Source organism: Lysinibacillus sp. NPDC094403 (assembly GCF_050278745.1).
Taxonomy (GTDB): domain Bacteria; phylum Bacillota; class Bacilli; order Bacillales_A; family Planococcaceae; genus Lysinibacillus.
Genome location: NZ_JBNNTL010000005.1, coordinates 22,711 through 45,614 on the forward strand (window position 1 = coordinate 22,711; position 22,904 = coordinate 45,614).

20 protein-coding genes, 1 other RNA gene and 1 other annotated feature are annotated in these 22,904 nt (G+C 37.9%); of the genes, 1 reads left to right on the forward strand and 20 read right to left on the reverse strand.

From position 1 onward, the window contains the following. Nucleotides 1-175: 175 nt before the first annotated feature. The 15 genes from ACQKMV_RS10030 to hisS all read right to left on the reverse strand — a co-directional run bounded on the left by ACQKMV_RS10030 (nt 176) and on the right by hisS (nt 15,203). Nucleotides 176-565, reverse strand: a complete 390-nt coding sequence (locus tag ACQKMV_RS10030; protein WP_427503724.1) for a hypothetical protein — start codon at nt 563-565, stop codon at nt 176-178. 345 nt (nt 566-910) lie between these two features. Continuing rightward, on the reverse strand, nt 911-1,672 hold the full coding sequence (locus ACQKMV_RS10035; protein ID WP_427423322.1) for a tRNA threonylcarbamoyladenosine dehydratase: 762 nt from the start codon (nt 1,670-1,672) through the stop codon (nt 911-913). Nucleotides 1,673-2,064: 392 nt separating this feature from the next. Then, a complete protein-coding gene (locus ACQKMV_RS10040) occupies nt 2,065-3,063 on the reverse strand; it encodes an N-acetylglucosamine kinase (protein ID WP_427503725.1) in 999 nt (332 codons plus the stop codon). A gap of 554 nt (nt 3,064-3,617) precedes the next feature. Further along, nucleotides 3,618-4,700 (reverse strand): DUF871 domain-containing protein, encoded by a 1,083-nt coding sequence (locus ACQKMV_RS10045; protein ID WP_427503726.1) that lies wholly within the window; start codon nt 4,698-4,700, stop codon nt 3,618-3,620. A 25-nt stretch (nt 4,701-4,725) separates the two neighbouring features. After that, nucleotides 4,726-6,054: a PTS sugar transporter subunit IIC gene (locus tag ACQKMV_RS10050; protein ID WP_427503727.1), complete on the reverse strand. Its 1,329-nt coding sequence runs from the start codon at nt 6,052-6,054 to the stop codon at nt 4,726-4,728. A gap of 45 nt (nt 6,055-6,099) precedes the next feature. Beyond that, nucleotides 6,100-6,420: a PTS lactose/cellobiose transporter subunit IIA gene (locus tag ACQKMV_RS10055; RefSeq protein ID WP_049667708.1), complete on the reverse strand. Its 321-nt coding sequence runs from the start codon at nt 6,418-6,420 to the stop codon at nt 6,100-6,102. Between the two features lie 13 nt (nt 6,421-6,433). After that, the gene (locus tag ACQKMV_RS10060) at nt 6,434-6,745 is read right to left on the reverse strand and encodes a PTS sugar transporter subunit IIB (RefSeq protein ID WP_427503729.1); all 312 of its coding nucleotides are present in this window, start codon (nt 6,743-6,745) and stop codon (nt 6,434-6,436) included. A 282-nt stretch (nt 6,746-7,027) separates the two neighbouring features. Continuing rightward, nucleotides 7,028-8,203, reverse strand: a complete 1,176-nt coding sequence (locus ACQKMV_RS10065; RefSeq protein WP_427503731.1) for a GNAT family N-acetyltransferase — start codon at nt 8,201-8,203, stop codon at nt 7,028-7,030. Between the two features lie 111 nt (nt 8,204-8,314). Beyond that, the gene (locus ACQKMV_RS10070) at nt 8,315-8,584 is read right to left on the reverse strand and encodes an HPr family phosphocarrier protein (RefSeq protein ID WP_427503732.1); all 270 of its coding nucleotides are present in this window, start codon (nt 8,582-8,584) and stop codon (nt 8,315-8,317) included. A 14-nt stretch (nt 8,585-8,598) separates the two neighbouring features. Next, complete coding sequence (locus ACQKMV_RS10075; protein WP_427503734.1) at nt 8,599-9,318, reverse strand: sugar isomerase domain-containing protein; 720 nt, start codon at nt 9,316-9,318, stop codon at nt 8,599-8,601. A 4-nt stretch (nt 9,319-9,322) separates the two neighbouring features. Next, nucleotides 9,323-10,045 carry a GntR family transcriptional regulator gene (locus ACQKMV_RS10080; RefSeq protein WP_427503965.1) on the reverse strand — a complete coding sequence of 241 codons (723 nt, stop codon included), beginning with the start codon at nt 10,043-10,045 and terminating at the stop codon, nt 9,323-9,325. Between the two features lie 31 nt (nt 10,046-10,076). Beyond that, nucleotides 10,077-11,234: an N-acetylglucosamine-6-phosphate deacetylase gene (gene nagA / locus ACQKMV_RS10085; protein ID WP_427503735.1), complete on the reverse strand. Its 1,158-nt coding sequence runs from the start codon at nt 11,232-11,234 to the stop codon at nt 10,077-10,079. Between the two features lie 330 nt (nt 11,235-11,564). Beyond that, nucleotides 11,565-11,764, reverse strand: a non-coding RNA gene (ssrS, locus tag ACQKMV_RS10090) — 6S RNA. 139 nt (nt 11,765-11,903) lie between these two features. Then, entirely contained in the window at nt 11,904-13,673 is a 1,770-nt protein-coding gene (gene aspS / locus ACQKMV_RS10095) for an aspartate--tRNA ligase (protein WP_427503736.1), read from the reverse strand. Between the two features lie 264 nt (nt 13,674-13,937). Beyond that, nucleotides 13,938-15,203: a histidine--tRNA ligase gene (gene hisS / locus ACQKMV_RS10100; protein ID WP_427503738.1), complete on the reverse strand. Its 1,266-nt coding sequence runs from the start codon at nt 15,201-15,203 to the stop codon at nt 13,938-13,940. A 95-nt stretch (nt 15,204-15,298) separates the two neighbouring features. Then, nucleotides 15,299-15,541, reverse strand: a binding site (T-box leader). A 162-nt stretch (nt 15,542-15,703) separates the two neighbouring features. Here hisS and ACQKMV_RS10105 point away from each other — a divergent pair. Further along, nucleotides 15,704-17,290: an N-acetylmuramoyl-L-alanine amidase gene (locus ACQKMV_RS10105; protein WP_427503739.1), complete on the forward strand. Its 1,587-nt coding sequence runs from the start codon at nt 15,704-15,706 to the stop codon at nt 17,288-17,290. 321 nt (nt 17,291-17,611) lie between these two features. Here ACQKMV_RS10105 and ACQKMV_RS10110 read toward each other — a convergent pair whose 3' ends face one another. The 5 genes from ACQKMV_RS10110 to ACQKMV_RS10130 all read right to left on the reverse strand — a co-directional run bounded on the left by ACQKMV_RS10110 (nt 17,612) and on the right by ACQKMV_RS10130 (nt 22,853). Continuing rightward, entirely contained in the window at nt 17,612-17,827 is a 216-nt protein-coding gene (locus tag ACQKMV_RS10110; RefSeq protein ID WP_427503740.1) for a DUF2642 domain-containing protein, read from the reverse strand. Between the two features lie 73 nt (nt 17,828-17,900). Next, nucleotides 17,901-18,341 carry a D-aminoacyl-tRNA deacylase gene (dtd, locus tag ACQKMV_RS10115; protein WP_427423336.1) on the reverse strand — a complete coding sequence of 147 codons (441 nt, stop codon included), beginning with the start codon at nt 18,339-18,341 and terminating at the stop codon, nt 17,901-17,903. A gap of 96 nt (nt 18,342-18,437) precedes the next feature. Beyond that, nucleotides 18,438-20,633, reverse strand: a complete 2,196-nt coding sequence (locus ACQKMV_RS10120) for a RelA/SpoT family protein (RefSeq protein WP_427503741.1) — start codon at nt 20,631-20,633, stop codon at nt 18,438-18,440. Nucleotides 20,634-20,848: 215 nt separating this feature from the next. Then, entirely contained in the window at nt 20,849-21,757 is a 909-nt protein-coding gene (locus tag ACQKMV_RS10125; protein WP_387082190.1) for a pseudouridine-5'-phosphate glycosidase, read from the reverse strand. A 4-nt stretch (nt 21,758-21,761) separates the two neighbouring features. Then, nucleotides 21,762-22,853 (reverse strand): carbohydrate kinase, encoded by a 1,092-nt coding sequence (locus tag ACQKMV_RS10130; RefSeq protein WP_427503742.1) that lies wholly within the window; start codon nt 22,851-22,853, stop codon nt 21,762-21,764. Nucleotides 22,854-22,904: the final 51 nt, after the last annotated feature.

Consider the following 22,904-nt stretch of genomic DNA (forward strand, 5'->3'; position numbering starts at 1 on the left):
TCATTTCTACTCCCTAAAGCAGTCCTGTACATTCCAAACAAACTGATTTATTATCTATTGGAATTATTCAAATTATAGCAATAAACCAAATAAAGAAGTGGTCACATGAAAAAAATAAGACAATTTCGTGAATTATTAGCATTTTGAGCACGTAAGAAGAACAATTTTGGTAAAATTATATTCTTTGTACATAATAATCAAATAAAGATTGCTCTTTCGTTCGATCAACAATTTCTATAATACTTCCTTGTGCATATTTTTTTATTCTTTTTTGTGGTATATAAAAATAGGCAGTGTTTGTAATTAACCACTCACTAAGCGTTAGTTCACTACCTGGCTGTTGATTTGTCAAAATACATTTATGCCGAAGTATATCCGCCATTCTATAAAAACCATCTGATAGCTCGTAAGCCGAAACATCAAAATTAAAAATAGGACTAACAACCTGTCCAACATCAAAGATGTGTATTGTTTGTCCTTCTTCATCTATAGCTAATTCTACAGTGCTAATTTCATCGAATAGATTTAAGCCCCTATATTCCATTTGGTAGATGTGCTCCATCATTAAACGTCTCCTTTAATAGGTTCTACAGCAAATGTTGAAGGAGCCATAATGTGAAGCTGCCCAAACACTCAGGCGACTATCTCTCCATCTTAAATTGTATAGATACCCTAACAAAAATCGTAGACCCCTTTTTACAACTCTCCTATTGTAACATAGAAAAAGCAGCTGTCTTAAATTGAGACAGCCACTTCCATAATATAGCTCATCACCATAACTGAGGGTGATTTTCGTGCCGTTTGGGCACTTTTTATTTTTATCGATAAATTATTTGAGTTTATCGATGAAAATTTTAAAGTTATCTCTCAACTTTTTAAATTTATCGACATAACAGATTTTAACAGTTGTTTAGCCTTGTACACGTGTAATTTTTATATCTTTTAAGATGGTATTCACTACCCAGCTTGCAGCAATTAAACCTGCCACTGAAGGAACAAAGGCGTTGGAAGATGGAGGCATTTTTGCCTTACGGATAGCTGCATCTGGTTTTCCGACATGCTCCACGACATCTGGACGAACTACAATAGGACTCTCATCTGAGAACACAACCGTTACTCCTTTATGAATACCATCCTTGCGTAATTTCGTACGAATTATTTTAGCCAATGGGTCCGTATGCGTTTTAGAAATATCCGCAATTTTGAAACGAGTTGGATCCATTTTGTTGGCTGCACCCATACTAGATATAATTGGTATATTGCGCTTTAGACATTCCTTCATAATATGAATTTTATACATCACTGTGTCACTTGCATCAATGACATAATCTATGCCTTGTGCGAAAAATTCCTCATATGTTTCCTCCGTGTAAAACATATGCATATCAATTACTTCACATTCTGGATTAATATCAGCAATACGCTCTTTCATGACACCCGACTTAGATTTACCGACTGTTGAAATATAAGCAACTAATTGACGATTCACATTTGTAATATCTACATTATCCTTATCTACCAAAATAATGCGGCCAATACCACTTCGTGCACATGCCTCAGCAGCAAATGAACCTACACCACCTACACCAAGAATCGCTACCGTTGTATTTTTTAATTTTTCGAGTCCCTCTGTTCCTATTGCGAGCTCGTTACGTGAAAATTGATGTAACATCCTTACACTCTCCATCTATTGAATTTTTATCACGCTTTAACGGGCAGTAATTTATCTATACCGAAAGCGATACGTCAGGTACAAGACTCCCACCTCAAAAGAAGTTAGGTAGGAGATAAACTGCCTGTAAAAGCCCGATTGGTGATCAGCGGTGGATAAAGCCTCCCACTGATTACTTTATTAGTAAACCTAGTTAAATACTAAGATAAAATCAAACCTATCTTACATTTTATCACGATATTCATCAAGTAAAAATTATAACTAAAAAAAATAAGTATTCCTAATCAAATACTTTTTTAGTATGTAAAGTTTGAATTGAGCCCATAAAAATCTATATGTTTGTTTAGGCAATTGAATAAAGCGTAATCCAATTGCCTATAGTCTTATCACTTTCATTCCTGTTCATAATTTTTGGAGAAACATTCCGCAAAATTTGGACCGAGCTGGACGTTTTTTTGCTTGAAGGCTGCAATTACTGCCCCGCCAATCGGTTGTAAGACTGGTGCCATAAATTGCAATGGTATCTCGTCAGCTTGTGCAAATTGCTGTAATTTCGCCATAAAATAGGCTTCGTTTGTAAAGACGCCGCCTGCTAACACGACAGGTACATCCGCTTGTTCCCACTTCATATGAGAGTAGCATGCTTTAATTGCCACATAATATTTTTCACAAGCATCTTCAATGATTCGACTGGCAACGTCATCTCCTTTTTCAGCAACATCAAATACATGTTTACTTAACGGTGCAATCACTGTCCGAGGATGCTCCTCTCCATATATAAACTCTATTAATTGTGGTACATTTTCCACAGAGAAATAACGCAATACAACATCTGTCAAAGCTGTTGAGTTGCCTCTCCCATCATAACTTTGAAAAATAGCCTTCAGCACTTGAACTCCTAAATCATAGCCACTGCCCTCATCATCAAAAAGATAACCCCAGCCCCCTACTCTATGAAAATGTTGCTCACGATCGTAACCCATTGTAATAGCGCCTGTCCCTGCAATTTGCACAATACCTGCCTGCCCAAGTGTGCCTGCATAAAGTGCAATTAGAGCATCATTATCAACAATCACATGTGCTGTTTTAGGAACGTATTGACGTACTATCGATTCTACAACTTCTTCTGCCTGTAGCTCCTTAACTCCAGCCATGCCAGCAAAACAACTATCTAGGGCTGCAAATACTTGCGGATTTTGATGTTGCAAATTTAGTAATATATCATGAATTGTTGACTTAAAATATTGAATACCCATAGCTGTTGGGTTACTCCGAGTCGTTACTACTTTAGCATAAACATTGCCAAGTTCATCACAAATCACTGCTGACGTTTTCGTTCCACCACCATCAATCGCTAATACATACATATCTCTTTGCTCCTTTCTTTTCAATCCATTTCACCCTGTCTTATTTGTAGTTGTTACTACAGAAAATATTGGTTTTCATCATCAAAAGTTCTGTATGACTTTTGTTAAAACGTCTACTATGCAAATAAGTTGATTGGAGTGGAGGCTGGGCGACTCCTTGGGGATCAGCGAATAGAGGAACGAAGGCTAAAATCATCACGTCCTGTGATAACGCCTTCGTGACCAACATCGTGTTGGCCCGAGACCCTGCAGCGAAGCGGATGTTTTCTGTGCGAAAGCGTAGTGCTAACGTAGCGACAGCAAATGTTTTATCTGTGCGAAAGCGAAGCGACAGCAACAACGAAGCGGCTCATCGGACGCCCCCAGGAAGCTCTGCTCTGCGCGAAAGCGAAGCGGCAGCGGCAAATGTTTTATCTGTGCGAAAGCGAAGCGACAGCAACAAATGTTTTCTGCGCGAAAGCGAAGCGGCAGCGATAAAAGCGCCCAGTCGGAACGGAAATCAACCACACGTTTTGTGATGAACCATAAAACAAGGGATTAAGCACTTTCAACTAATGGCTTAATCCCTTCTTCTGTAATCATTTCGTAAAGCCAAATGATGCCCATGGCCGAATATGCGCTAATAAGAATTGCTCTTCTTCTACAACTCTTGCAACAACATTGGTTGATCCGGCATTCGGCATTTCCTTTAAAACAATTTGGAGCTCACCCTTATAACGCACATCTAAATTATTATCGATTGTCACATCTCCCAATTTTAACGGATGGCTATCGTGTGCAGGGAAGTCACCATTTTTATATTTAACACGAGATTGCGTACTACGGATCACATAATCTGAAACATCTCCACGATTAAAATGTGGCTCCTTAAAAAGGATGGCTTCTTCTAAAATAGACGTTTCAACAGACTGCTCAACTTTCAGCTCTAGCTTATGTCGATTTAATTGGCCTAATGCACGTATTTCTTCCTCAGAAGCATACATATTACCGATTATACAATCATCGATTAAACCAGTGTGCCATAAATCCTTCGCTTGCACAGTAATTGGCAGATGACGATGCTCTTCTAATGTTGGCAAGCCATGCTCGGTTTCTTCCCAAGGTCCAAACATCGCATGCTGTGATGAAATCATTGCTGCTGTTCGAATATGATTAGCTTTAAATTGTTGAGATGCCTGTAAAAAATGTTGACGTGATAGACCTGTGAATCGTCTCGGATAAAAATTATGACAGCCAATAATATTATCTTTATTCGGTTGGTAGGATAATATGTTTTCTACATATTTAGTACCGTTACTAATATTCAACTCTATTTTTAGATTACTAGCATCGAGGGACATAAACGCTTCTTCTTGGCCTGAAAAGCCCATATCTAAGCGCAATGCCGCTAAATGATAATGTTCCTTAAAGTAAGCAATATCTTTAAACGTTAAGCCTAAATCTTCAAAAACAGCTGGTGCAATATCAGCTGAAATTTCAAAGCCAAGCTGCTGCGCAAATTTGTTTATTTGCTGTAATTTTTGTCGTTCTTGATCGTTATTCAATGACATAAGACATGTAAATATTCGATCAAAACCATTGTCATGAGCGAGCTGAACATACCGCTTCATATCTTCTAGTGTACTATGCTGAGGATAAAGTGAAATCCCTAATCTTCTCAATTCAAATACCTCCGTTAGTTCACAATTACACTTCTACTTTTTGATTTTCTAATTCTGTAACATGCTGTTCGTTTTGAGACTCTGCTTCAATAGCTCGCTGTTCATTCTGCTTTGCCATACGGTTTGCCATTGATAAGAATGGTAGGTAAATACATATCGCAACTAAAATTAAGACGATACTGAGAACAGCACCTCGCCATGATTGTGTTACTAAGAATCCATTAAGAATTGGCGGCATAGTCCATGGAACTGCAATCGTTGCTGCAGGTACTAATCCCCATTTTGTTGCAAAAAAGGCGATTGTGACATTCACCATTGGTGTTAAGATAAATGGCATAAATAAAATCGGATTAAGGACAATTGGTAAACCGAATAGCAACGGTTCATTAATATTAAACAATCCTGGCGCTGCTGATAGTTTACCGACTGTATTATACTGTTTATTCTTTCTTGCAATGATGAATATAGCAATAATTAAGGCAATTGTTGTACCTGAACCACCCATATTGATAAATGCATCAAAGAATGGTTTATTAATGATATAAGGCGCAGTTTTTCCAGCTGAAATAGCTGCAACGTTAGCATCTATTGCTTGTAAGTTAATAGATTGCATAAATGGCTCAATAATATTTGCCCCATGAATACCGAAAGACCATAAGAATGTTGGAATAAACGCTAAAATAAGGCCTGCTACCCATGTATTTGTTAATCCCATAAACGGCTCTTGAATTGATAAATAAAACGTTCCAATAATATCTGGAATATTAAATCCGGCAGAAATGATTGTACGTACTAATGCTAGTAAGCCAATCGTAATAATAGCTGGTAATAATGCAGCAAATGACTTTGAAACTGCAGCCGGCACACCTGCTGGCATTTTAATTAAAAGCTTAGGATTCCCAGATAAATGTGAGAATATTTCGGCAGAAATCAAAGCTGCAATGAGCGCAACAAATATTCCTCCAGTACCCGTTGTTAATCCTGTTAAACCACCTTCTCCAAACGTGCCGAATGTCATATAACTCGCAAGACCTATTACACCACCAGATAACGCATCCTTGTCATAGCTTTTTGTCAAATGATAGGCTACGGAAAAGGCTAATAACAGAGAGATGATTCCAAATGTTGCTCCCCAAACATTGCCGCCCCACTGTGTCCAAGTTTCATGTTTCCAGATGGCATCGAGTGCATTTTGATAGAATTTGATAGGTAAATTATTTACAAGAATCGCAAGAGATCCAACAATTGTTAATGGCATAATCGTAATAAAACCATCTCGAATGGCAACTAAATGACGCTGATTCCCTACTTTAGCAGCAACCGGCACAAATTTTTCTTCTAAAAAACGGAACATTTCGCACACTCCCTTTGCTTTTTAATGTGACATCAAAACTTGATGCTACTCCCCTTTGATTCGTTCATACAACTCAATCATTTCAGTCGCTAAATCACGAAACGTAATAGCATTCATTAAATGATCCTGCGCGTGAATTAACAGCATTGACACTTCTACTTTTTCTCCCCTTGCCTCTTGTGACAGTAGAGCTGTCTGCGAATGATGCGCTTCAATCAATGCATCATTAGCTAACTGTATTTTTTCCTTCGCTTCCTGAATCTGTCCATTTTTTGCTAGCTGGATAGCCTCCATACACTCACTTCTCGTATTACCACTATGCACAATCAATCCCATAATGGATTCCATCAAAACTGTTTCTTCCATTGCCGTATCCCCCTTAACCTATCAACGTTAACGCCTGCTTTAAAACATTTTCGCCATTCATCATGCCATAATCCATCATGTTAATAACATCAATAGGAAATCCCATGTCCTTGTATTTTTTTTCAAATGTCCCTTTTAAGTAGCGGACTTGTGGACCCAGTAGCAGCACATCTGCCATTTTAGTAGCTAGTATTTTGTCAACCTCACTTTCAGCGATCGCATAAATATCTGCCTCAATGTTTTGTTCTTGTGCAGCTTTTTGCATCTTTGACACTAGCAAACTAGTACTCATTCCAGCCACGCACACTAGCATAATGTTTTTCATCAAAACACTCCTTTTCATGATTAAGTTCGTCTTTCTAACTATCTTTTATTTTTATGATTTTTTAACTATGAAACCGCTTTCTTATGATGAGAATAGCATTAATTGGTATATACCACAATATACTTTTTACACCATTTCTTACCTTGCAAAAAGACTTTAAAAATTGGGCTATAACTCTGTTATAGACTGCTGAATGGATTCACCTAACTGGTATAGTCCAGAAAAAAGATCAAAAAAATTTCTACATTCATATCTACTTTTCAACAAATGACACTCCGATACTTAAAAGTATTCATAGAATGTTGGTTTATTAGAGGGTACCGCTAACTGCCATCGATTAATTATCTCTTCAGCCACTTGTTTATTTGCATACAAGACCGCGTCCTTTACTGAAAGATAGCCAACCAACATCGCTGAAAAAAGATTAATTGGTAATGTTAACATATGCACTTCTGAGATAGAATTTGTCTCAATTATTGAGACATCTCCACTTTTATTTATTTTATATATGTGCTCATTCCAACTACTAAATGCATCTTCAATTTGAATATATAACGGTTCCTGAATATGGCCCCAAGGATAATGTTGCATAAACCTCAAAACGTCTACTATTCTTACCATCACATCCTGAATGACTTCCTTTTTAAACTGTGGTTCTTTAAAATAGAAGCCAAATTTATGATCGTTAGAAGTAACTCCCTTAATGCTACTTACACTCGCCGCATGCGACGTTATAAAACGCCAAATTGCTTGTTCTGCAAGTAAATCCTCAGCTATAAAATCATGAATCTCAAACGTCTGATCCTGAATGGTATAACGAATATAGCCTGCAATTTTATCAGACTTAAAATATGCCGCAAAATGACTATCAGGCATCCTTCTCTCTATTCTTTTCCACCAAGCATCATCTCGTAGCATACTTCCATTATTGAAGAGTGCCTGTGCATTATAGAAATCCTTAATCGTCTGAAAAAGATCACGTTCTGGCCATTCAAAGCTCATACGTTTTACTACGTCTAGCTGCTTTCCGAAAAAAGGAAACATCAATTGTGGAATGGTGTAATATAGCTTCTCAAAAAATAATTCCCAGCCAAAGTAACGATAAAAGGATACAGAAAATGGTGCTAACACAGAAATGCTTTGCCCATTTTCTCGCATTTTCTTAAGTGCCTCTGTCATCAGCTTTTTGATAATCCCTTGCTGCCGATACTCAGGATAGGTTGCAACAAAGCCAATTCCACCCATTTCATAATTTTCTCCATGAATTGTCATATTAAGTGGCAATATTAATAACTGACCGACTACTTTATGTTCATCGTAAGCACCTAATGTTGTGCTATGTTCAACCCAATAGTGAAAATCATCGCGGCGTGCACCAGTATACTTATTAGGGAAACAATAATCTCTTAATTGATGTACCTGCTTATAATCTTCTGGTGGAATTATTTTTATTTCCATATGCAAAATCACCTCCTTTTAAAACTGAAGATTCCGACATCTTAAAATAAACTTAATAACTACCTTGAATCTTTATAGTTCTCCCCTGAGATACAACAATGCCTTTTATTTCTAGCATTCCTCTCCAATTCCTTTAGAAACAATTACTTCTGTTACTGTTTGAAAAAGCTTTTCAGCATCTGGCCCATCTGCTGAAATTTCTACAATGCTTCCGGGTGCTACTCCTTGTGCCATAACACCCATAATTGATTTTAAATTGACCGATTTCTCTTTATAGGTTAACTGAACGTCACACTCAAATGGTGTGACTGCAGTTACAAGTAAAGCTGCGGGTCTAGCATGTAGTCCCTCCTGCGCTGTTATTTTATATATTTTCTTCATAGATATCCCCCCCGTTATTTAAAGTTAATTCGATGTTGATAATAGGCAATAATAGCATCATTATGAGACGAATCCGAGTCAACATTATTACTTTTAAAAACTGGTAATACTTCTTCAGATATGGCCATGATCTCAATGACTTCACTGAATAATACATTTAAAATAATTGAACCAACAACTGTAGAGGCTGGTGCATACTGCATTTCATTGAGATGCAGCAAACCATCTCCTATTGGTGTATGCGTATCGATAACTATATCTACTACATCCTCTAAGCGCTGTCCACTTTGATGACGTGACGTCTGTTCACAATAAGCAAGAGATTGCAGAGACATAACAAGAACCCCTGTTTCTTTCGCTAAAAGTGCTACATCTATAGGTGCTTGATTTCTCCCAGATGTTGAAATGACAATGCAAACATCATTTTCATGAAAATCAAAATGATCTTTATACTTGTCAATTATAGTCGGGTCCTTCTCGTTATTTGATGATGTCATTGCTCCTGCATGTAATGTTAAAGGTTCAATAATTATAGGACGTACAGGTACAAGTCCTCCCGCACGATAAAATGCGTCCTGTGCTAAAAGGTGAGAATGGCCACAACCAAATAATTGGACAATTCCTCCCCGTTGAAGCCTTTGCACAATTATTTGTGCGGCTTCTTTTATTTGGGCATATTCTTGTTCCTTTACAACCTGCATCAGCTTTTGTATTTCTAGAAAATATGCATCCATAGGATCACCTTTTAATTTCACTAATGAATTTGTATCGATCAGCTCGATAAGTACTTCTCACAAGCTCAAATGGAACTCCATCAGATAAATAACTTGTACGTTTAATAATTAGCACAGGTGCAGTATGATTAATTTGTAGGAATTTACCATCTTCTTTTGAAACAATAGCTGCCTCCATTTGCTGAACAGCATTTCCAATTTTTTGATGAAATTTGGCTTCAATTAACGCATATAATGACCCCATTATTTTCTTTTCATCTAATTCTGGGTATACTTTTACTGGAATATACGTTCTTTCGATTGCCATTGGCTTGGAATCTGCACTACGAATTCGTACAACATAGAATACCTCTTCTTCCTGCTCTAACATTAAATCTCCAGCAACATCGACTGGTGGCACGATTTTCTCAAAGCGTAAAACTTTACTGCTTGGTTCCATCCCCCTAGCCCGCATATCCTCTGTGAAACTTGTTAATCCTTTTAGTGGTTGTTCTAATTTTGGATTAGCGACATATGTACCTCTGCCTTTTTCACGATACAACAATCCACTATTGACTAAATTTGTGATTGATTGACGAACAGTCATTCTACTAACAACAAACTGCGTAGAAAGCTCTCGCTCAGAAGGTATATTTTCACCGATTTTGTATTCTTCTAAATAAATACGTTGTTTTATTATCTCTTCTATTTGTATATAGATAGGTATATGAGAATTTTTATCTAACAAGTCTTGCACCATCCTTATCTCCTCTTTACTTTCATTTCTCAAATACAACTTTACCTCGACAAATAGTTTTTTGTACATCTAAATTTTCATCCAGTAAAACAAAATCTGCATCATAGCCTTCTGCAATACGACCTTTAGTTGCAAGATGTAATTGCTTAGCAGCATTTGTAGAGGACATTGCGACAACTTCCTGCAATGAGCAATTGGTGATTGCTTTCATATTTTTTACTGCCTGCTCCATCGTTAATACACTACCAGCTAAAGCGCCATTAGATAAATGAGCTCCATCCTTAGAAACATGAACGGTTTGACCAGCTAAATCATAATCACCGTAATGCAAGCCTTTTGCCCGCATCGCATCGGTAATTAAGATAATACCCTCTGCCCCTTTAAAACGATACGCTAGTTTTACAGCTTGAGGATGACTATGCACAAAATCTGCGATAATTTCAGCTTTCACTTGATTCTCTAAAAGTACTGCACCAACGACACCTGGATTGCGATGATGAAAAGGGCTCATTTGGTTATATAAATGTGTAGCCTGCCTTACTCCCAATTCAACAGCCTTACCCACCTCTTCAAATGATGCGTCAGAATGTCCAATGGAAGCAATAACATGTAAATCCTTTAACGATTCAATAAATGTAAAGCCTCCATCTACCTCAGGTGCAATTGTGACTTGTTTAATGCGTTGCTTACTTATTTTTTGCCAGAATGCAAATTGCTCAATAGACGGTAAAATAATGTGCTCTATTGGCTGTGCGCCTGCCCGTTTTTTCGATACGTATGGCCCCTCTATGTGTATACCTAATAAGCTTGCCTCATCATCATTATTTTCAAATTGAGCAACATTAGCTAAAGCGCTTTCAATTGCTTCTATAGATTGCGTCATTGTAGTAGCAAGGAAGCCTGTAACGCCTTCCTGTACTAAAGAGCGTGCCATTTGATGTAATGCAAATTGCGTAGCATCCATCACATCATGCCCTGCAGAGCCATGTATGTGCATATCAATATAGCCAGGTAGCAATAACCAACTTTTATCTTTGCCATCTATATAATGCTCAGCCTCATCAGATAAGTTATGATTTTTTTTAATAATCCTTCCATTATCAATGAATATGTCACCCTTAAATGGTACTTCATCATGATTGACTATCGTAACATTGGAAATTAAAAGCGTATTTTTCAATAGATCACCCCCTAAGCGTTTTTTGAGGAGCTTGACTGAAGCTAATAAGCAACCTTTAAATTCGGTATAGTTGTCTATACCAATTATATGATACTTTCCCGAAAATAAAAAGCGATTTTTTAGTATTTTCTAAATTCTTTCTACAACACTTGATTTACAAACTATTAAACTATTCTAACTTCGCGTCTCTTAGAAATGGAAGATTCCTAAGAACACCTTATTGGATTAGGTTAAATCCTCTTCAAAAGTTGTCTTTTTGAATAAACCAATTACTTGCACTAAAAAAAGGAGCTACTTCAATGCTCCTTTTGTGCTTATTAATTATGTATGACGAATCCCGGTTGTGCCGTTATGCCAAGAAACATTCGTTTTGAACCCGCAATTTGCAGGGGGGTGCCCGCTTTGCAGCTTTAAACGTCCCGCTCCGCATGGGGCTTGTTTGCGACTACAAAATGAAGGCTCCCGATTCTAAAATGTTCGGTCAAAACTGTTAAGTAGAGCTGGCAATTAGACAAACACATCAGGATTCGTATTACAGTTATAATAACACTATTTTTCTGATAATTCAAACTCTTTTCTTTTAAAAAATCCAAATTCTTGCGAAAACGCAAAAAATACCTAGATTCCCAACAGTTTTTGCTAGAGAATCCAGGTATTTAGAAATACTAATTATTTTCTGAATGGTTTGATTGCTAGGCTTAACTCACTCAATTGATCAGGAGATACTCCGCTCGGTGCCTCTGTCATTAAGCAGCTAGCACTAGCTGTTTTTGGAAAGGCAATTGTGTCACGTAAGTTAGTGCGACCAGCAAGTAGCATTACGAAGCGGTCAAGACCAAATGCAAGACCTCCATGTGGTGGTACACCATATTCAAATGCTTCTAATAAGAAACCAAATTGTTCTTTAGCTTCTTCTTCTGAGAAACCAAGTAATTTAAACATTTTTTCTTGTAAATCGCGCTCATAAATACGTAATGAACCTCCACCAAGCTCATAGCCGTTTAATACGATATCGTAAGCTTGTGCACGGACTGCTGCAGGATCAGTGTCCATTAACTGAATATCTTCATCAAAAGGACGTGTGAATGGGTGATGCGCTGCATAGTAACGGCCATCTTCCTCAGAGTACTCAAATAATGGCCAATCCGTAATCCATAAGAATGCAAATTGTGATTCATCGATTAAGCCTAAATCTTGACCTAATTTCGTACGAAGTGCACCTAGAGATGCAGCTACAACAGGCGCTTTATCAGCTACGAATACTAAAATATCGCCCACTTCAGCTTTCATACGTTCGATTAATGCCGCAGCTAATGCGTCGTCAAAGAATTTTGCAATTGGTCCGTTCAAGCCTTCTTCAGTAACTTTTAACCAAGCAAGACCTTTTGCTCCATAAATACCAACAAATTTTGTTAGTTCATCCATGTCTTTACGAGAGTATTTATCTGCTGCACCTTTAATGTTGATACTCTTTACTTGCTTACCTTGTGCTACTGTATCAGCAAATACTTTGAAATCACAGCCGTCAAAAATATCGTTTAATGCAACTAGCTCTAAACCGAAACGTACGTCTGGTTTATCTGAACCGTAACGATCCATAGCTTCTTGATATTTCATTCGTTGGAATGGAGCAGGAATATCAATACCTTTTACTTCTTTCATAACAGCCTGGATTAAGCGTTCATTCATTTCTAAAACTTCTTCTTGAGTTAAGAAGCTTGTTTCAATATCAACTTGTGTAAACTCTGGCTGACGGTCAGCTCGTAAGTCTTCATCACGGAAACAACGTGCGATTTGGAAGTACTTCTCGAAACCAGCCACCATTAATAATTGTTTAAATAGCTGAGGTGATTGTGGTAATGCATAAAATTCACCTTCATGAACACGTGATGGTACTAAATAATCACGAGCACCTTCTGGAGTTGATTTTGTTAAAATTGGCGTCTCTACTTCTAAAAAGCCTTCGTTTTGTAAGAAGTTGCGAATTGTACGAGTAACATCTGAACGCATTTTGAATGTGTCAAACATAGCAGGACGACGCAGGTCAAGATAACGATATTTTAAACGCAAATCTTCGGATACGTCCGTGCGATCTTCGATTTGGAATGGTGTTGTTTTAGCTGTATTAATAACGATTAATTTTGTTGCTTCTACCTCAATTTTGCCGTTTGGAACATTTGGGTTGATTTGATCTTCTGCACGAAGAATAACTGTCCCTTCCACTTCAATTACGTACTCACTACGCACTTTATCGGCTAAAGCATGTGCCTCTGCTACATCAGGGCTAAACACTACTTGTGTGATTCCAGTGCGGTCACGTAAATCAATGAAAATTAAACCACCTAGGTCGCGACGACGTTGTACCCAACCTTTTAATACGACTTTTTCGCCTTGTAATGCTTCTGAAAGCTCGTTACTAGCATGTGTTCTTGTTGCCATATATTTTATTCCTCCAAAATTTATTTAGCTCATCACCATAACTTTAGATTGATTTATCCTCATGACATATGTTTTCACAAAATGTCATCTCCATCTTTCAGTGATGAACCGTTTATTTTACTTATGTAGCATACAGTTCCTACTAAGTAGCGAATTGATGCCAAGGAAAATTAGATATTAGTTCAATGTTAAGATAATTATCTGTCCAAAATGATGTAGATATTTGATCATATGGACAGATAATCCTTTATGAATATAAAGGGTTTATTGTTTTAATAGGTAGTTCACTAATTCTGAGAACGCTACTTTTTGTTGTTCACCTGATTCCATATGCTTAACAGTAGCTACTTGTTCTTCAAGTTCTGTTTCACCTAAAACAATCGTATATTTTGCACCTAAACGGTCTGCGGATTTCATTTGAGCTTTCATTTTGCGATCTAAATAATCCATCTCCGTAGATATGCCCTTTGCACGGAAGGTACTTGTTAATTCAACCGTTTTTAGCTTCGCTTCTTCGCCCATAGCAATCATATAGACATCAAGTCCTGATGCTGTGTCCAATTCAACACCCTCAGCTTCAAGCGCAAGCAATAAACGCTCAATACTCAATGCGAAACCGATACCTGGTACTTCCGGTCCACCTATTTCTTGCACAAGGCCATTATAGCGACCCCCACCACAAAGTGTAGTAATTGCTCCAAAGCCAGAAGCCGTTGACATAATTTCAAATGTCGTATGATTGTAATAATCAAGACCCCTTACAAGATTTGGATCGACCTCATACGAAATTCCAAGTGTATCTAAATACGTTTTAACTTGAGCGAAATATGTTGCCGACTCCTCTGTTAGGAAATCAGTTAATGCAGGTGCAGATTCCATTAATGGGTGCTCACGATCTACTTTACAGTCCAAAATGCGCAGCGGGTTTTTTTGCAAACGATTTTGGCAATCCGAACAAAACTCATGAATATGTGGTTCGAAGTGTTGTAGCAATGCTGTACGGTGTGTATCACGTGTTTCTTTGTCGCCAAGTGAATTAATGACTAATTTTAAATCCTTTAAACCTGCTGATTCATAGACATCCATTGCTAGTGCAATAACTTCCGCATCAATAGCTGGATCAGCTGAGCCAATTGCTTCTACTCCAAATTGAACAAATTGACGGTAGCGCCCTGCTTGTTGACGTTCATAACGGAACATTGGTCCTATATATGAAAGCTTTACCGGTTGATCAGGTGCACCAAACATTTTATGCTCAACATAAGCACGAACTACTCCAGCTGTATTCTCCGGACGTAATGTTAACGAACGGCCACCGCGATCTTCAAATGTATACATTTCCTTTTGAACAACATCTGTTGTCTCACCGACACCACGTGCAAATAAATCTGTTTGCTCAAAAATTGGTGTGCGAATTTCATTGTAGCGATAGACACGACAGATATCACGGATAATCGCTTCTATCTTTTGCCATTTTTCTGATTGACCCGGCAAAATATCTTGTGTCCCTCGTGGCACTTTAAAACTCATATAAATACCTCCTTTATAAATTGCTTATGAGCAAGCTTCTTCTGGACTTCTCTCATTCTTTTGTCCATAAAAAAAGCCCTCATCCCCTGCATAATGCAAGGGACGAGAGCTATACAAAGCTTCCGCGGTTCCACCCTAGTTGACGCATCAAGTACATGCGTCCTCCTCCTGATCGGATAACGGCCGATTCCGTTTTTTCCTACTAAGCATTACTTTTCAGAAAAAAGCCTCTCAAGTGTTGTTCACGAAATACATTTTTGTAGGAAAGATTTCAGCCTAGGTCTCTCCCTCTCTTCTCCAATAGAGGTATACGCTACTTGCTTGGTCATAAGCGATTAATCATTTTTTGATTACCCTTTATGTTAGTCACAACAAAAGGCAATGTCAACTATTTTTGTTTTTTTTACAATACATTCGTTATAATAACAAATTCCATTACCTTTTTCCCACGAATTTTATTACAAAAGCATGGTAAAATAGCACAAGATAGGAGGAATCTGATGAGGACAAAACTTTTAAATATTATAATCATCTTAGTACTAGTGCTAATGATTGCGATTCCAAATATGAATAATATTCAAAGAGCACTAGCCGACACCAGTGATTTAAAAGTAACTGGAACGATTCTTCATTTACGTGAGGGACCTGGACTGTCTTATCCAATCATTACGATATTAGATGAGGGTGATCAGCTAACTTCTATTAGTCGTGAGGGCGATTGGATTCAAGTAAAAGCAGGCGATTACGAAGGTTGGGTAGCATCTTGGCTAACAGCTTCAATAAACGATACACAAACGATTGATAAAACGTTGATTTCACAAGTCGATCGTCTAAATATCCGTACTGAGCCTGACGTATCTTCAGCAGTTCTTGGACAATTATCAATAGGCAACCAAGCAAAACTTATTGAAAAAAATGGCGAATGGGCGAAAATAGATTGGAATGGACTAGTAGGTTGGGTATCTACTGACTATGTTACAATCAATGACCTACCTGAAAAAAAGGTTAAGGCTGAGGCTGATGAACCTAAAGTAGAAGTATCTACCAAACAAATCAACAAAGATACAACGTTTACAGTTTTAGTGGATGGACTTAATGTTCGCCAAAAATCAGACTTAAATGCTAAAAAAATAGGAACTGTTTCAAAAGGACAAGCCTTTAAAGTGCTGGCTCAAGAGCATAACTGGGTACAAATTCAATATAACGATAAAAAAGCAGGCTGGATTTATAGCTTTTATGGTACTTTTTCAAATATAGAAAAATCGACATCAAAATCTTCTTCTTCTGCCTCAGAGCTTGAATCTGTCACAATCATTTATAACGGGACAAACCTACGGACAGATGCAACAACAGCTGCTGATGTTGTCAAACGTGTAGATGCTGGTGAAACATACCCTATTGTAGGCGCTAAAGATAATTTTTATGAAATACAAGTAGATGACAAAACTGCATTTGTGGCGAACTGGGTCGTTACTACTACTTCATCGAGTAAAGCTACTACTACTATAAAAAAGGAACAATCCGAACCACGCAAGAAAGGCACTTTAAATGGGTTAACTATTGTTGTAGATGCTGGACATGGTGGAAATGATCACGGCACTACAGGACAACGTGGAACAGATGAGAAGGAAATCACCTTGAAAACGGCATCTCTTCTTGCTTCAAAGTTGAGTGCAGCTGGAGCAAATGTTGTTATGACAAGAGAATCAGATGAATATGTTGCACTCCGTAAACGCGTATCAATTGCGCACCAGTACGAGGCAGACGCTTTTATCAGCATTCATTATGATGCAACAGACGATAGCTCCATAAATGGCTTTACCTCATATTATATGAATAGTAATCAACAGGGTCTTGCAGAGGCAATAAATCAGGGACTCACAAATAAAATAGATTTAAAGAATCGTGGTACTCAACAAGGAAATTATTTGGTTCTACGAGAAAATCGTCAAAAAGCTGTCCTCATTGAGCTAGGCTACTTAAGTAATGGTAGTGAGGAACGTGTTATTACAACCGCTAAATTCCGAGAACAAGCTACTCTCGGCATCTATCAAGGCATCTTAAATTACTTTAACGAAAATCAATAAAGTGAAACTTGAATCCGTGGGGTTTTCTTCACCCCACGGATTCTTAGTTTTCTCCAATCGGGCTAATACGGACGGTTAATGCTAGGTAAATTTTCACTAAAATAAGCTGCGAAGGAAAGTAGAATTGTACTTCCCTTGCAGCTTATTTATTATTATCAGTCAACTATGAGATTGAGAAATGTATGTAAGTTGATTCGTGGAGGCTGGCCGCCCCCTAGTTGCATTTCTTATTTACAGTGCTCACCATCAAATATTTTACACACGCAAAAGAAAAAGACCCCCCAACTCACATTAAATGAGTTTAGAAGTCCTTATGCACACTTATTTTTTTCTCGTTGCCAATGTAACCCATACAATTTCCTCCATACGAATGAAGAACGGGCTACGGCTAACTTCTACTACGATATCCTCAGGTAATACAGAGATCAACTTCCCTTGCTGGATAATTTTCTCAGTTTGTACTACAATAGGCTGATCAATCATCATGTTAAGAGTTTCGTATAAATATGGATTTGATATGCTTCCTAGTTGCGTCATCTGCGAGACACTTCCTTCCTACAAAACTAACCATACTATTTAATGTATGAAGGAATTAAAGGAAATGTACCATTTATTTAGACTCAAGAAGTATTGTAATCGGGCCATCATTTATAAGTGCAACATCCATCATTGCACCAAATATCCCCGTCTCCACATGTAAACCATGTGCTCGTAAGGCATTATTGAAAGCCTCCCATAACGGTTCCGCAACTTCTGGTCTTGCTGCACTTGTAAAACTTGGACGATTTCCCTTTTTTGCATCTCCATACAAAGTAAATTGTGAGACGGATAGAATAGCCCCTCCATGCTCTAAAATGGAATGATTCATTTTTCCATCAGCATCTTCCCAAAGGCGGAGATTAGCTACTTTTTTTGCTAAATATTCAACATCCTCTTGCGTGTCCTCATGTGTAATGCCAACTAGAAGAACATAACCGCTATCAATGGCTCCCGTTACTTTTCCGTCAACCGTAACAGAGGCTGCTTTACTGCGTTGTAAAACAACTTTCATTCTTTAAAACCTCAATTCTTTCGTTGAATGCACCAGAAGATTTCTCTGTACATAATAAAGTTGCTATTGTCCAACCATTTTTAGTAAAGTAGACAATTAGTTAATAACACGTTGTACTGAATATATATCAGGCGTTTGCTTAATACGTTCCACTACTTTATGCAAATGCGAAATATTTGAAATCGAAATCGTTAAATGAATCGTTGCCATTTTATCGCGGTCTGCACGACCACTCACTGCTAAAATATTCGTTTTCGTTTCGCTAACAATTTGCATGATTTCATTTAAAATTCCAGGTCTGTCGAAGGCTGAAACTTCAATATCGACAGGGTATTCTTTTTTCTCTGGAGTAAGTCCGTGTTCCCATTCAACTTCTATTAAGCGCTCCTGCTCATCATCAATTTGAATATTTGGACAGTCTGCACGGTGCACTGAAACACCTCTACCTTTCGTAATGAAGCCTACAATTTCATCTCCAGGAACTGGCGTACAGCAACGCGAAAGTCGAATAAGCATATTGTCGATATCTTTTACGATAACACCCGATTCCGTACGTTTTTGTGGAATAGGGTTTTTCATTTTTTGTTCAATTTTCTCAAGCGCTTCTTCCTGTTCACGCTCTTTGCGACGTTTTTCCGCTAGACGATTAACAACTTGCTGAGCTGTAATTCCATTCACACCAACAGCAGCATATATATCTTCTTCATTTGTATAGTTAAATTTTTCGCACACACGCTTCAAATTTTCCGCTGACATTGTTTCTTTTACGTCAAAATCTTGTGCACGGATTTCTTTTTCTATCATCTCTTTACCTTTGATGATATTTTCCTCACGAAGATGACGTTTGAAAAACTGCTTTATTTTATTTTTCGCCTGTGAGGATTGGGCTATTTTTAGCCAATCACGGCTCGGACCGAATGATTGCTTAGAAGTTAAAATTTCAATAATATCTCCCGTTTTTAACGGTGTATCAAGGGGTACCATTTTACCATTGATTTTCGCGCCAATTGTACGATTTCCAACTTCTGAATGCACACGGTATGCGAAGTCGATAGGTACAGAGCCTGCTGGTAATTCAATGACATCTCCTTCTGGCGTGAATACATAGACCATATCAGAGAATAAATCAAATTTTAAAGATTCCATAAATTCTTCAGCATTCGAAGATTCGTTTTGGAATTCTAAAATTTCTCGGAACCACGTTAATTTTTGGTCGACATTTTGTTTTTCATTATCAACTTTTTTACCTTCCTTATACGCCCAATGCGCTGCAATCCCGTACTCGGCAATTTTATGCATTTCCTTCGTACGAATTTGTACTTCTAATGGGTCACCATAAGGACCTATTACTGTTGTATGCAGTGATTGATATAGGTTTTGTTTTGGCATCGCAATATAGTCTTTAAAACGTCCAGGCATCGGCTTCCATAATGTATGCACAATCCCAAGTACGGCATAGCAATCTTTAATACTATCGACAAGTACACGAATGGCTAATAAATCATAAATCTCGTTGAATTGTTTCTTTTGTAACACCATCTTACGATAAATACTGTAAATATGTTTTGGGCGACCATAAACATCCGCTTCAATTTCAACTTCTGTAAGCTGTGACTTCATCTCAGCCATTACATTGTCTAAATATGCTTCACGCTCATCACGTTTTTTCTTCATAAGACTGACAATGCGATAATATTGCTGTGGATTTAAATAACGAAGTGCTGTATCCTCAAGCTCCCATTTAACAGTCGAAATCCCTAGACGATGCGCAAGCGGTGCAAAAATTTCAAGCGTTTCTTTAGAAATACGGCGTTGTTTTTCTGCTGGTAAATGCTTTAACGTGCGCATATTATGTAGACGGTCTGCCAGTTTAATCAAAATGACACGTATATCCTGCGCCATGGCTACAAACATTTTTCGATGATTTTCTGCTTGTTGCGCTTCTTTAGATAAATATTTAATTTTCCCAAGCTTTGTTACACCGTCTACAAGCATTGCGACCTCTTCGCCGAACTCACGAACTAAATCGTCGCGCGTAAAATCCGTATCCTCGACAACATCATGTAAAAAACCTGCCGCAACTGTTTCAGGATCCATTTGTAATTCAGCTAAAATACCAGCTACTTGTACCGGGTGAATAATATACGGTTCACCTGAGCTTCGGAATTGCTCAATATGGGCATCCCTTGCTAATTCATATGCTTTTTTCACGAATGCGACATTTTCATCATTCATGTAGGATTTGACTAACTCAAAAACGTCCTCGGGAGTCAAAATTTGCTCTTTCGCCATAACATGTCCACCTTGCTCGTCAAATTTTTCAGATTAGATATAAACTTAATTGTATAAAATATTGTGGGCTATTGTAAAGTAACTGTGTCATTTTGTTTAGTTATTCTCGTGAACAATGTGAAAAAAGGGAAAAATATTCTCAGAAATGAACAAAAAGACCCTATGCGGATGCAATATTGGCATAGGGTCTCTCTTCTCGTATCATAGTTGTTAGCTTATTTATTATATGCTACAGCAATTTTTGTACCAACTACTGCATTATTTTTTACTAATGCAATATTGGCTTCAAGGCTTTTACCTTCTGTTAATTCTTTAACTTTTCCAAGTAAGAACGGTGTCACGTTTTTACCTTGAATACCGTTTTCTTCTGCTTCTACTAGAGCTTTTTCAATGATTCCCGTAATGAATGAATGCTCAAGCGCGTCAGACTCTGGAATTGGGTTAGCAATGACAGCTCCGCCTTTTAAGCCTAATTGCCATTTTGCACGTAGCATTTCTGCCACTTCCTCTGGTGTATCAATCTTGAAGTTTACATCAAAACCACTTTGACGTGTATAGAATGCTGGTAGCTCATCTGTACCATATCCAACGACTGGTACACCTTTTGTTTCAAGATATTCTAAAGTTAAACCAATATCTAAAATAGACTTAGCACCCGCACAAATTACGGCAACATTTGTTTGTGCTAATTCTTCTAAATCTGCTGAAATATCCATTGTTGTTTCAGCACCACGGTGTACCCCGCCGATACCGCCAGTTACAAAAATTTCAATACCAGCTAGCTCCGCACAAATCATTGTTGCAGCTACAGTTGTAGCTCCTAATTTTTTTGATGCTAAAAGATAACCTAAGTCGCGACGAGATGCTTTTGCTACACCTTGTGCATTACCGAACATTTCAAGTTCTTCATCTGATAAACCAATTTTAATTTTACCGTCGATTAATGCAATTGTCGCTGGTACTCCACCATTATCACGAACAATTTGTTCTACTTCACGTGCTGTTTGTACATTTTGTGGATATGGCATTCCGTGAGAAATGATTGTTGATTCTAATGCTACGATTGGTAAACCTTTTGCTTGTCCTGCTTTTACTTCTTCTGATAATACGATGAATTCTTTCATGTTGTTATTCCTCCATTTCACTTTTTAACAATTCAACTGATAGCTCAGGTCTTACTGTATATGGGGATGCAAGCGTATTTTTGGCATTCGTTAAGCCTGCATCAATACATGTTGCAAAGGATTGCCCAGTTAGCCAGCTATGAATTACAGCACTGACAAAGGCGTCTCCTGCACCTGTCACATCTTCAATTTTTTCAATAGCTTTTGCTGCGAAATGACTTGGCTTCGTTGTAGTGGAAGCTGCATACACACCCTTGCTACCCGCTGTAATAATTACATGTTCAGCACCTAATTTAAGAATTTCCTGTAAAGCCTTTTCGTAGTGTGCTGAGTTTTCTATTTTATGACCTACAATCGTCTCAGCTTCATCTGTGTTACAAATAAACCATGTTACACCTTGTAACGTATCCGGTAATCGATTCATTTTTGGCGAAGATACCGGTACGATGACAAATGGAATGTCACGGGCAATTGCAACCTGCTGTATGTAAGCAACAGTTTCCTTTGGACAGTTTAAGTCCATAATAAAGCATCCTGCATTCATCAGCATTGCCTCATGTTTTTTTAGCAAACTTGGCAATAAAAGATCATATACTTCCATATTTGCTACTGCTAGTGCTAGCTCACCCTGCTCATCCATAATTGCAGTATAGGAACCAGTCGAAGTGTCAGGTAGCTGCTCCACATAACGTAAATTCATAAATGGCTCTGAAGCTTCTTGGATCACTTGCCAATCAGCATCTTTACCGGCAGTAGTCAGTAATGTAACCTGATGATTTAATCTGCCTAAGTTTTCAGCAATGTTTCGGCCAACACCACCTACACTAAATGAAGAGCTAGCAGGATTGGATGTACCAAACTGTACATTCCCTTTTACATGAAATTTTCGATCAAGATTTGCTCCACCGATACAAATGATTTCATTTTCCTCGGGCAAAATATAAGCACGACCGACAATTTTCCCCTGCTTCGTTAAGCTCGACACTAAATTAGCAAGGACTGGTCGAGACAAATTCATCTTATCCGCCATCTCTTGCTGAGACATAAACGGATTCTGGCGAATTAATGCAAGGACCGCCTGTTCTCTTTCGTTCATAGCATCACCTTTTGTTATATTTGTTTACATTATAAACTTTTGTTTGAAATA

Bases quoted from the DNA above. Each gene is read 5' to 3' on its own strand.
- ACQKMV_RS10030 (WP_427503724.1), bottom strand. From the start codon at position 565: ATGATGGAGCACATCTACCAAATGGAATATAGGGGCTTAAATCTATTC.
- ACQKMV_RS10035 (WP_427423322.1), bottom strand. From the start codon at position 1,672: ATGTTACATCAATTTTCACGTAACGAGCTCGCAATAGGAACAGAGGGA.
- ACQKMV_RS10050 (WP_427503727.1), bottom strand. From the start codon at position 6,054: ATGTTCCGTTTTTTAGAAGAAAAATTTGTGCCGGTTGCTGCTAAAGTA.
- ACQKMV_RS10055 (WP_049667708.1), bottom strand. From the start codon at position 6,420: ATGGAAGAAACAGTTTTGATGGAATCCATTATGGGATTGATTGTGCAT.
- ACQKMV_RS10060 (WP_427503729.1), bottom strand. From the start codon at position 6,745: ATGAAAAACATTATGCTAGTGTGCGTGGCTGGAATGAGTACTAGTTTG.
- ACQKMV_RS10065 (WP_427503731.1), bottom strand. From the start codon at position 8,203: ATGGAAATAAAAATAATTCCACCAGAAGATTATAAGCAGGTACATCAA.
- ACQKMV_RS10070 (WP_427503732.1), bottom strand. From the start codon at position 8,584: ATGAAGAAAATATATAAAATAACAGCGCAGGAGGGACTACATGCTAGA.
- ACQKMV_RS10075 (WP_427503734.1), bottom strand. From the start codon at position 9,318: ATGGATGCATATTTTCTAGAAATACAAAAGCTGATGCAGGTTGTAAAG.
- aspS (WP_427503736.1), bottom strand. From the start codon at position 13,673: ATGGCAACAAGAACACATGCTAGTAACGAGCTTTCAGAAGCATTACAA.
- hisS (WP_427503738.1), bottom strand. From the start codon at position 15,203: ATGAGTTTTAAAGTGCCACGAGGGACACAAGATATTTTGCCGGGTCAA.
- ACQKMV_RS10105 (WP_427503739.1), top strand. From the start codon at position 15,704: ATGAGGACAAAACTTTTAAATATTATAATCATCTTAGTACTAGTGCTA.
- ACQKMV_RS10110 (WP_427503740.1), bottom strand. From the start codon at position 17,827: ATGACGCAACTAGGAAGCATATCAAATCCATATTTATACGAAACTCTT.
- dtd (WP_427423336.1), bottom strand. From the start codon at position 18,341: ATGAAAGTTGTTTTACAACGCAGTAAAGCAGCCTCTGTTACGGTTGAC.
- ACQKMV_RS10120 (WP_427503741.1), bottom strand. From the start codon at position 20,633: ATGGCGAAAGAGCAAATTTTGACTCCCGAGGACGTTTTTGAGTTAGTC.
- ACQKMV_RS10125 (WP_387082190.1), bottom strand. From the start codon at position 21,757: ATGAAAGAATTCATCGTATTATCAGAAGAAGTAAAAGCAGGACAAGCA.
- ACQKMV_RS10130 (WP_427503742.1), bottom strand. From the start codon at position 22,853: ATGAACGAAAGAGAACAGGCGGTCCTTGCATTAATTCGCCAGAATCCG.